9 protein-coding genes and 2 pseudogenes are annotated in these 10,328 nt (G+C 65.4%); 6 read left to right on the forward strand and 5 right to left on the reverse strand.

Annotation, left to right across the window (positions count from 1 at the left end):
* The first annotated feature begins 8 nt into the window (after positions 1–8).
* Complete coding sequence (locus tag MKD50_RS27470; protein WP_252669542.1) at positions 9–311, forward strand: hypothetical protein; 303 nt, start codon at positions 9–11, stop codon at positions 309–311.
* Between the two features lie 158 nt (positions 312–469).
* Here MKD50_RS27470 and MKD50_RS27475 read toward each other — a convergent pair whose 3' ends face one another.
* On the reverse strand, positions 470–1,987 hold the full coding sequence (locus tag MKD50_RS27475; RefSeq protein WP_252669544.1) for an amidase: 1,518 nt from the start codon (positions 1,985–1,987) through the stop codon (positions 470–472).
* A 71-nt stretch (positions 1,988–2,058) separates the two neighbouring features.
* On the reverse strand, positions 2,059–3,054 hold the full coding sequence (locus tag MKD50_RS27480; RefSeq protein ID WP_252669546.1) for a Bug family tripartite tricarboxylate transporter substrate binding protein: 996 nt from the start codon (positions 3,052–3,054) through the stop codon (positions 2,059–2,061).
* A 181-nt stretch (positions 3,055–3,235) separates the two neighbouring features.
* On the opposite strand from MKD50_RS27480, the gene MKD50_RS27485 reads away from it, so the two are divergent.
* Entirely contained in the window at positions 3,236–4,156 is a 921-nt protein-coding gene (locus MKD50_RS27485; RefSeq protein ID WP_115703172.1) for a LysR family transcriptional regulator, read from the forward strand.
* A 134-nt stretch (positions 4,157–4,290) separates the two neighbouring features.
* The gene (locus tag MKD50_RS27490) at positions 4,291–5,529 is read left to right on the forward strand and encodes an NAD(P)/FAD-dependent oxidoreductase (RefSeq protein WP_115703096.1); all 1,239 of its coding nucleotides are present in this window, start codon (positions 4,291–4,293) and stop codon (positions 5,527–5,529) included.
* 120 nt (positions 5,530–5,649) lie between these two features.
* On the opposite strand, the pseudogene MKD50_RS27495 reads toward MKD50_RS27490, so the two are convergent.
* Together MKD50_RS27495 and MKD50_RS30745 are read right to left on the reverse strand one after the other, a co-directional pair.
* A pseudogene (locus tag MKD50_RS27495) lies at positions 5,650–6,108 on the reverse strand (transposase family protein); the annotation flags it as partial.
* Between the two features lie 44 nt (positions 6,109–6,152).
* Positions 6,153–6,260 (reverse strand): annotated as a pseudogene (locus MKD50_RS30745) (hypothetical protein); the annotation flags it as partial.
* Between the two features lie 331 nt (positions 6,261–6,591).
* Between MKD50_RS30745 and MKD50_RS27500 the strand changes: the two are divergent.
* The 3 genes from MKD50_RS27500 (at position 6,592) to MKD50_RS27510 (ending at position 9,769) form a co-directional block, all read left to right on the forward strand.
* The gene (locus tag MKD50_RS27500) at positions 6,592–8,352 is read left to right on the forward strand and encodes a galactose oxidase early set domain-containing protein (protein WP_252669549.1); all 1,761 of its coding nucleotides are present in this window, start codon (positions 6,592–6,594) and stop codon (positions 8,350–8,352) included.
* A 72-nt stretch (positions 8,353–8,424) separates the two neighbouring features.
* Positions 8,425–8,964, forward strand: a complete 540-nt coding sequence (locus MKD50_RS27505) for a DUF4142 domain-containing protein (RefSeq protein WP_252669551.1) — start codon at positions 8,425–8,427, stop codon at positions 8,962–8,964.
* Positions 8,965–9,091: 127 nt separating this feature from the next.
* Positions 9,092–9,769 carry an SOS response-associated peptidase family protein gene (locus MKD50_RS27510; RefSeq protein ID WP_240074531.1) on the forward strand — a complete coding sequence of 226 codons (678 nt, stop codon included), beginning with the start codon at positions 9,092–9,094 and terminating at the stop codon, positions 9,767–9,769.
* Between the two features lie 5 nt (positions 9,770–9,774).
* Here MKD50_RS27510 and MKD50_RS27515 read toward each other — a convergent pair whose 3' ends face one another.
* Positions 9,775–10,029, reverse strand: a complete 255-nt coding sequence (locus MKD50_RS27515; protein ID WP_240074530.1) for an RNA-binding protein — start codon at positions 10,027–10,029, stop codon at positions 9,775–9,777.
* Positions 10,030–10,328 lie beyond the last annotated feature (299 nt).

The following is a 10,328-nucleotide window of genomic DNA, read 5'->3' on the forward strand; positions in this document are numbered from 1 at the left end:
AGGAGGAGATGATGGACCTCAGGCCGGCACCCGCGCAGACGCATGCGCACTTCACAGATGCCTGGCGGGTTGCGAAGGAGGCCGCTGCGCTGATGTTGTTCAGAGGCGAGTCGGCCGCCCGGGCCATTGCAGCCGCGGTGGCACGGCATGTTGCGGACGCGTGTGCGGGACGTGAGTGCAGGGGCACCATCGTCGATGTCGAATCGACGTGGATTCCGCCGGGCAGGGATCGGGAGGTGAGCGCTGCTGCCGAGGAGATTCTTGCGGAGGTCGCAGTGCGCCTGCGTGAGTCGATGCGGAACGCTGATTGAGTCGGGCTCCGGGTCTTGGTCCGCCTCAGGTGACATATCGTTCTGGCCCAGCGACCGCTGCGACTTCTTGCCGGTGGGCCGTCCACGCTTGCGCGGAGCTCCCTCCGTGCCGGGCACGGAGAGCGAACGCGTGTTGTCGCGCTGCTCCTCCACCCGGCTCATACCGCAGAGACGCCGCCGCCTTGCTGCGCGGTTCCCGCTGACGGCGGCGCCGTGACGATCGAGCGCAGCGCCGGCTGGGCGGGTTTCAGCGATGCCAGATCCGGCACCGGACGGCGCAACGCGGGCGACGTCGCGAACGCCGCTTCCATGGCCTGCGCTGCCGACAACGTTTGCAGGTCGCCGTGGAAGCGGCCGGTGACCTGCAGGCCGAACGGCATGCCGGCGTCGTCGGTGCCGCAGGGCAGCGCGATTGCCGGGTGCGTGGTCAGCGTCACGACATAGGTCAGCGCCAGCCAGCGGTAGTAGTTCGCTTGCTTCTCGCCGTTGATGGTATCGGCGTACAGGTTGGTCCAGGCGAACGGCGACACGGGCGTGGTCGGCGACAGGATCAGGTCGTATTCCTGGTAGGCCCGCTGGAAGCGCTGCAGGATGCGGTTCTGCTCGGCCTGCGCCCATGCGCTGTCGGCCAGCGACATCTTTGCGCCCAGTTCGTAGTTGGCGCGGGTGTTAGGCCCGAGCGCACCGGGGTCGCGCTGGTAAGCGTCGTGCAGGCCGGCGACGAAGCTCTCGGCACGCAGCACGTCGAAGCAGCGGTGCACATCGCCAAGGTCGAAACTGACTTCATCGCAGCGCGCGAACAGGTGGCGCATCGCCGCGACCTTCGAGCGAAACACGCGACGGATGCCGTCATCGACCGCGCAGCTGCCGAAGTCCTCAGTCCAGCCCACGCGCAACGTCGACAGGTCGACCGGTGGCGGCGACAGGAAGGCATTGGCGTCCACCGCGTAGCTCAGCGGATCGGTCACCGACACCCCGGCGGAGGCCGCCAGCTGCAGGCAGGTGTCGGCGACGGTGCGTCCCATCGGTCCTACCACCGAGATCGGCGTCCAGCCCAGCAGCTTGCGTGAGTTGGGTACGATGCCGGGCGAAGGTCGGAATCCGACCACGCCGCACTTGGCCGCGGGAATGCGCAGCGAGCCGCCGGTGTCGGAGCCGGTGCAGACCGGCAGCAGGTCCGCAGCCAGCGCCGCCGCCGAACCGCCTGACGATCCACCGGCATTGAGGTCCGGATTGAACGGATTGCCGGTCGCGCCCCAGACCGCGTTGCGCGAATTCGCGCCGGCGCCCATCTCCGGAATGTTGGTCTTGCCCACCACGATGGCGCCGGCCGCACGCAGGCGCGCCACCAGCACGTTGTCCTCGGCCGGGACATGGTTGCGGAACAGCGGCGAGCCATAGGTGGTCAGCAGCCCCTGCGTCGCCTCCAGGTCCTTGACCCCGAGCGGCAGCCCATGCAGCAGGCCGAGCGGTTCGTTGCGCAGCACCGCCTGTTCGGCCTTGCGCGCTTCCTGCCGGGCGCGCGCGAAGGAGGTGGCGGTGATGGCGTTGATCAGCGGGTTGTAGGCCTCGATGCGCGCGATGCACGCTTCGAGGAGTTCGACCGGCGAGATTTCCCTGGCGCCGATCAGGCGGCGCAGTTCGACCGCGGTCAGTGAGGTCAGCGATGTTTGCATCGGTTGCTTGACGGTGGAAGGTGGCGCTGTGGCGCGGTGCCGCTGTCGCGGCGCCGCCGGTATCAGGAAAGTCAGTCGAGCTTGATGTTGGCGCGCTGCGCGATCGCGCGCATCTGCGGGATCTCCTTGTCGATCATGGCGGCGACCTGCTTGCCGGGCGCGAACGACGGCTCGATGCCGCTGTCCGCCAGTTGGCTGCGTGTGGGCGGATCGGCGATGGTGTCGGCCAGCGCCTTCTCCAGCTTCGCCCGGACGTCGTCGGGCAGGCCGCGCGGCCCGACCAGCGCGATCCAGGTGCTGGTATCCATGCCGGGATAGCCGCTTTCCGCCACGGTCGGCACATTGGGCAGCAGCGTCGAGCGCTTCGCCGTGGTGACGGCGATGGCCTTGATCTTGCCCGACTTCAGTTGCGGGATCGCCGCCGCGACGGTATCGACGCTGAACGGGATCTGGCCCCCGATCAGGTCAGTCATCGCCGGCGCGCTGCCCTTGTACGGGACATGCAGCAGCTTCGTGCCGGTGAGGTTCAGCAGTTCCTCGCCGGCGAAGTGCGCGGTGGTGCCGGCGCCGAACGAGCCGTACGAATACTTGCCCGGCTGCGCCTTGATTGCGCTGACGAACTCCTTGAGGTTGCTGACGGGCACGTCGCGGTTGGCCAGCAGCACCAGGCCGGTAGAGCCGATCAGCCCGATCGGCTCGAAGCTCTTCTGCGGGTCATACGGCAGCCTGGCGTAGACCGCGGGATTGACGCTGAAAGTGGTGCCCGAGGTGGCCATCAGCGTATAGCCGTCCGGCGCCGACTTGGCCACATAGCTCGCCGCGACCACGGTGCCGGCGCCGGGCCGGTTCTCGACCACCACGGTCTGGCCCAGCCGCTCGCCAAGCTTGCGCGCGATCGTGCGACCGACGAGGTCGGTGGCACCACCGGGCGGGAAGGGCAGGACAAGCTGGATCGGCTTGGATGGATAACGGCCCTCGGCCCCAGCCGCAGCGGGCGCCAGCACGGCGGCGGCAACCAGGCTGCAGGCGGACAGGAACAAGGACGGGCGGTGAGCGGTGGATCGCATGAAGAGGCTCCGGCAAGTAAGACTCGATGCTGTGCGGTGGGAGGGATGTGACCGCGTTGGATCCATCGTACGACCGATCCGACCTGGAATCGTGGCAATGTTTGGAAAGCTTGATTGCCAAATCGGCAATCCATAGAATGGGACTTCATTGGCGCATGCCGATCCCCCGCAATATCCGCTCATGTCCTACCGCATCCTGCAGGAAACCGCTGTCCGCTACTTCCTTGAAGTCGTGCGCACCGGCTCGGTCAAGGACGCCGCGCTCAAGCTCAACGTAGCGCCGTCGGCGGTGAGCCGGCAGATCGCCAAGCTGGAAAGCGAGATGGATACGCTGCTGTTCGACCGGCGCGCCCGTGGCCTCGTCCCCAACGCTGCGGGAGAGCTGCTCGCCGCACACGCCAAGCGCGCCCAGCAGGAGATCGATCGCGTGACCGCCGATATCCAGGCGCTGCGCGGCCTGCGCGTCGGCCAGGTGCGCCTGGCAAGCGTCGAGGGCATTGCGCACGATTTCATCCCGGAACTGGCGGCCAGCTTCCGCGAAAAGTATGGTGGGATCCGCTTCGATCTCCACGTCTGCCCGCAGGGCGACATCGCCCGCCGCATCCGGGACGGCGAGGCGGACATCGGCATTACGCTGAGCGGGTTGCCCGAGCTCGATATCGAAGTGGAACTGCGCCATCCGGCGCCGGTGCTCGCCATCATGGCGCCGGACCATCCGCTTGCCGGCCAGCGCCAGGTATCGCTGTCCCAGGTCATCAGCTATCCGCTGGCGCTGCCGCCGAAGGAAAGCTCGCTGCGGCAGCTGCTGGACACCAGTTGCAGCCGGCAGGGGTTGAGCTACCAGACCGTGTTTTCCAGCAACAACCTGGATTCGCTGGTCGGCTTTACGACGGCGGGTGGTGGCGTCGTTGCATTCTATGGCGAGCTGTCGGTCCGGCGACGGCTGGCGCAAGGCATCATTGCCGCGATACCGTTGCGCGACCGCGAAATGAACGAGCGCTATATCGAGATCCAGACGCTTGCCCGCCGCAACCTGCCGCCCGCGGGGCGCGCGTTCGTGCAGCACCTGGCCGAGGCGATCGCACGCATTTCCAGCGCGTGATTGCCGATCCGGCAATCACGGATTCCAATAATTGCTCGCAGCCGATATTCCGCCGGGTCCGCCCCCAATGCAGAATCAGGCTTCGGATACCCGGATCACAAACCTGCCATGCCCCAGGCACCGCATCGGACATCATGACAAAGGACATCGTAGTACTCGGCGCCGGCATGGTCGGCGTCTGCACGGCACTGGCGCTGCGCCAGCGCGGCCATGCAGTCGTGCTGGTCGACCGGCGGGAGCCTGGCAGGGAAACGTCGTATGGCAACGCCGGCATCATCCAGCGTGAAGCGGTGCAGCCCTACGCCTTTCCGCGCGAGTGGGCGGCCGTGCTGCGCGTAGTGGCCCGGCAGGGTAACGATGTCCACTACCACCCAGGCGCGCTCGCCAGCCTGCTGCCGCCGCTGGCGCGCTACTGGCGCGAATCGGCACCCGACCGCTATGCCGGCACCATCACGGCCTACAGCGCGCTGATCCGCCATTGCCTGACCGAGCACGAACGCCTGATTGCGCTGGCCGGCGCCGAGGACCTCGTGCGCAAGTCGGGATGGCTGCAGGGCTATCGCAGCGCCGCAGCCTTCAACGACGCCGCGCGTGCCGCGACGGAAGTCGGGCAGCAGCACGAGCTTGACTACCGGATCCTGGACCGAGCCGGCATTACCGCAACCGACCCGGCGTGGTGCGGGCCCTTGGCCGGGGCGATCCACTGGCGCGATCCCTGGACCATTGCGGATCCTGGCGAGCTGGTGAGCCGCTATGCCACGCTGTATTCGCAGGCCGGTGGCATCGTGCGCCGCGGCGACGCGATGACGCTAAGGCAGGCGGGAAGCGGCTGGACCGTGACAACGGACGACGGCCCGGTCAACGCCGCCCACGCTGTCGTTGCGCTGGGGCCGTGGGCCTCTGCGCTGATCCGGCCGCTCGGCTACCGCCTCCCATTGTTCGTCAAGCGCGGCTACCACCGCCACTATGCAGTCGAATCCATGCCGAGTCTGCCGCTGCTGGATGTCGAGAACGGCTTCCTCCTGGCGCCGATGAAGCGTGGGCTGCGCCTGACCACCGGCGCCGAGTTCGCCCATCACGATGCGTCGCCGACGCCGGTGCAGCTGCGCAATGCCGAGCGCCACGCGCGTGAACTCGTACGGATGGGCGCGCCGGTCGAGGACACGCCCTGGCTGGGCGCCCGGCCTTGCGTCGCCGACATGCGGCCGATCGTCGGGCAGGCGCCGCGCCATCCCGGCCTGTGGTTCAACTTCGGGCATGGGCATCAGGGTTTCACATTGGGGCCCGTCACGGCCCGGCTGCTGGCCGAGCTGATGGACGGCGAGCAACCGTGGGTCGACGCCTCGCCGTACGACCCCGTGCGCTTCGGCTGACCTCCGAAGTTGCCAGGCGTACGGACCGTTTTTTGTGCGGGGTTGGCGCCTTTTGCGGGGTTCCCGTCGGGCGGTGGGGCTGGCCTGACGTGACCGAATTCAGCGCAGGGTGGGGCGGTGGATCAGGCGCCGGTGCGCGGGCCGGTCTTCCAGCAGATACATCACCTTGTCGTACTGCAGCGTGAGGCTGGCCGACACCTTGCGCCATTCGCGCCAGCTGAAGATCCGCGCCAGGTCCTCGTCGCCGCGCAGCGGTCGGTGCGCATCGAAATCGCGCTTGGGCACCTTGGCGAAGCGCGCATTGAAGTCGGCGATGAAGTGCGGGCCAAAGGCGTTGGCGGCGGCCATCGTGCTGATGCCGCGCAGCCGCAACTCCTTGTCCAGCCGGTCCTGCAAGGTGCCGTTCATCCGCTCGACGCGACCCTTGGCCGGGCTCGAATTGGCGCACAGGATGTCGATATTGAGCTCGAACAGCGCGCGCCCGAACTGGGTGTAGCCGCGGCCCTCGGCGCTGTCCCTGGCGTTGACGCGGAAGATGCCGGCCTTGTCCGAATAGAACGCCATCCTCGAGGGCCGTCCTGCCGGTGCACCAAGCGCTCAATCTGGCGCTTGGAAATGCCCAGCTTCTCGGCGGCGCGCCAGACCATCAGGCCGTCTTCGACCACGGCCTGGATGACCTTGCAGCGATCCAGTTCCCGCATGCTCATGGTGATCGTGTCGGGTCGGCCCATGATCGTGCTCCTGGCGTGGCGGCAAGGCCGCCAGCTTGGCACGATCCAGCACGGAGTACGACATTTGAATTCATCCCAAGTACGACATTAGAAAAACGGCCAACAACTACATTTCGCATAATGTATATTATGTTAAGTACGATATAGCCAGCACCTCCCGTTTCGTCCGGGCGCCGCGCACGCTGCTTAGCAAAACGCAAGCCCCCAATCGCATTCCTTCCGTGCGCCTGCCCACATTGGCTCTCTGCCTGCCCCCCTAAGCTAGAAAAAGTCCGGTTGGATGTCCTTCGGCATGCCACCGTGAGCTTCCAGCGCGGAACTCCCGCATTCCATGGCAACGCTGTCACTGCAGGAGGTGATGCAAATGCGTCAACGCATGATTTTCCGGAAAACCGTGTGGGCGTCAGTGGTTGGTTTCTTCCTGCTGGCACCGTCGGTTCACGCCGCTCCGCCCGTCAGCTTCGACAATGACGCCTGCAACAACCCCTCCGCGGAAGCCCGGCTGAGGCAGCGAGAAGCTGCCGTGCTCGGTCCGGCCCATGCCGATTCCCATGCCAGAGCACGTGCCAAGCAGTGTCGCGTGGCAGCCGGGCTGGACCGGGTAGCTACGCCGGATGATCAGGTGCTGGCAGCGGCCAAAGCCCAGGCCACCAATACGGCCGGCCAATGGAGCGCGCCATTCGTTATCCCGGTCGTCGGCATCACGGCGGTATTGCTGCACACAGGCAAGGTGCTGTTCTGGTCGTACGAGCCGACGCAGTACCATAATCCGGCAGCGTCGAACACCGGTGTCGCCTATGTGTGGGATCCCGCGACACGCACTGGGCATCCCATAACGCCGCCTGAGAACATCTGGTGTGCCGGTCAGACGATATTGAGCGACGGCAGGGTTTTCATTGCGGGTGGCAATCTTCGCTACCCCGACCCGAATGCGCCAGAAGGCCAGCAGAACTTCCAGGGCGCGCTGAGCAGCTATACGTTCAATCCGCTCAGCGAGAGCTGGACCACCCAGCCAAATATGTCGGTCGGCCGCTGGTATCCGACGGTGACCAAGCTGGCAGACAACCGGGTAGTCATCACCAGCGGCCTCGACGAAACGGGATCCGGAAATACCACCTCGGTGGTCGAACTGTTCACCCCTGCGGCGGGCATGGACAGCGTTGGCACGATGAGCACGGTGTCGCTCCACCACCCGTCCGGCATGTACCCGTTCCAATATCTGCTTGGTTCGGGCCAGATGATGCAGGCCGGGCCAGCCTTCTACAATACCGTGCTGCTGACGCCTGGCGCCTGGTCATGGAGTAGCATTCCGAACATGCTGAGCTCGCACTATGAGTACGCCAACGGCGTTATCTATACCGATGCCTCGGTCACGCCCGTCAAGCAGGCCGTGATGATCGCGGGCGGCGCCGAAGGCGACAGCGCCTTCCGCAACAACGAATGGTTCGATGTCGGCAACCCCAACGCCGGGTGGCGACAATTTCCGCAATGGCTGCAGCCTCGCCATAACGCCAATACCGTGATCCTGCCGGATGGAACGCTGTTTACGGTGGGCGGCAATGCTGCCAGCAACGGTTATGACAACCCGCATTTTGACAGCGAGCTTTACAACAAGCCGGCCGGCGATCCGACCGGGACCTGGATCCCGATGAGCCCGAACACCATACAGGCGGGCTACCACTCCAGTGCCATTCTGTTGCCTGACGCCACCGTCTTGCTGTCCCAGGACGACATGAATCCCCTGGCCGCCAGTACGCACCAGGCACAGGTGTATTCGCCACCGTACTTGTTCAAGGGGGCTCGCCCCAATATCAGCAGCGCACCGGGTACATTGAGCCTGGGACAAACCTTTACTGTTGGTTCCAGCACCCCCAATGTTTCCAGCGTTGCGCTGGTGGCGCCGGGGGCTGTGACGCACGGCAACGACATGCACCAGCGCTATATCAAATTGCGCTATACCAAACAGGGGGCCAAGAACCTGCGCGTCACCCTGCCCGCCTCCAGCTCGCTGGTGCCGCCCGGTTACTACATGCTGTTTATCATCGACTCGCAAGGGGTGCCTTCCGTCGCCAAATTCGTTCGGGTTTCCTGAGGCAGGAGGTCGCACGGCATGACGGCATGATTGTTGCAAGGCCGGGTATGGTTGCCCGTTCAGGAGACAGTCATGCCATTCGATGCACGCCAGCCCGGCCGCCGTGGGCACCATGTCAAATCCGCGCTTGCGGCGGTATTGCTATGCCTGACACCCGGCCTGTACGCTGCGCCGCCCGCCGGCGACGTGGACTTCATGAACAAGGCCGCACAGGCAGGCCAGATGGAGATCGATGCCAGCAAGCTGGCCGAGACCAAGGCCACCAGCGCCACGGTCAAGCGTTTTGCCGGCCAGATGCTGCAGGACCACCGTGCCGCCGCGGAAGATCTCAAGCGGCTGGCCAATGCCAAGGGGGTGCAATTGCCGACCACCCCGAGTCCCGCTGACCAGAAGAAGCTGGAAGCCATGGGCGCACTGCAAGGCGCCAGCTTCGACAAGCAATATGCCGACGAAGTCGGCGTCAAGGCGCACAATGATGCGGTGGCGCTGTTCCGCAAGGCCGCAAGCGACGCTCGCGACAGCGATGTACGGGATTTTGCAAAGAAGACCTTGACGACGCTGGAGCACCATCTGGAATCGGCCAGGAAAATGGCGTCGGAGCTATCGCGATAGCTGCTCGCAATGCTGGCCAGCCGGAGAAACGCCCACCCTTCCCGTCGCACCGCCACTCGGACAGGTGTAGCGAATATCCGCTGACCGTGCCTGCAGCAAGGCATCTGACGTCAGGGGAGGCAATATCGTGTGTACCAATTTCACCGCAGTGACCGGCCCGGTCCTGCGCGATGTTTTCGGGGTCGAACCACCGCCAGGAACATGGAAGGCGGAAATATGGCCCGGCGATGCTGCGCCGATCGTCCGTGCGGATGCCAGTGGCCGCCGCGAATGCTTGCTGGCCACTTTTGGCCTCGTGCCGCGCTCGCGCCACGTCCACGGCGCCCGCGATTTTGAAACCATGAATGTCCGCGCCGAGTACGTCGGCGACAAGCGGGGTTCGTGCAGCGCGTGGCACCGCACCCAGTTGTGCCTGGTGCCTGCGATGGCCATTTACGAACCGTGCTACGTCGCCGGCCAGGGCTGGATCCGCTACCGGATATGGCTGCCGGACGAGCCGGCGCTCGGCATTGCCGGGCTGTGGAGGCAATGGCCGGATGGATCCTATTCCTTCGCCATGTTCACGGTGAGCGCGCCGGGCCACGCGGTGATGAAGCTGATGCACGCCCCCGGCAAGGAAAAACGGGCGGTCGTGATGATTCCGTATCTGCAATGGCAAGCGTGGCTCGCGTGCCGGGATCCGGAGCTGGCGAGAAGCTTCATGGCGCTCTATCCGGCGGAGAAGATGATGGCCGTCCCTGCCCCGCTTACACCGCAACCGGCCGAGGAAGCCGGCGCGGCAGGCCTGGGCGCGCCATCGCGGTAAGCCGCTCAGGCAAAACGGTCATGCAGGATGGAAGCGCTCAACTGGCGCTTCTTCCAGTACATATGGTCGATACGCTGCTGCAGCTTGCCCAGCACTGCGGGGTCCAGAGTTTGATAGGTCAGCAGCACGGCCGGGTGCGAGCCGTCGCCGTCCTCATGCTCCAGGTTGTCGAATGGCGGGAATCCGTATTTTTCCAGGAACGTCCGGATCTCCTCGTCCGAGGTGTCGGGGTCGATATTGGTGAGCAGCAGACGGCTCATTTTCTCTCCCAGTTGCGAGGGTGACGTCGGGCAGTAATCTTTTTGAGGTTAGCACCTCGGCACCGTCCCTGCAGGACCCTATACATGCCCTCACCGGCGGCGTCGCATATTGCACGGCCACGACTTGCACGAATTCCTGTACCGGCACCGGCAGAGCTTGCAAATAATCCATGCCAGGATCGATGTCACCACCGTCGAAGCCGGCCACGAACTTAGCCAGACCAAGACTTCCAGCGGCAAAAGCGGCGTTTAGGGAACGACAAGCGACGCGTGCCTCGCGGCGTCCGCCGCGTTTTCGG

The organism is Cupriavidus mimosae, assembly GCF_023952485.1.
GTDB lineage: Bacteria > Pseudomonadota > Gammaproteobacteria > Burkholderiales > Burkholderiaceae > Cupriavidus > Cupriavidus taiwanensis_C.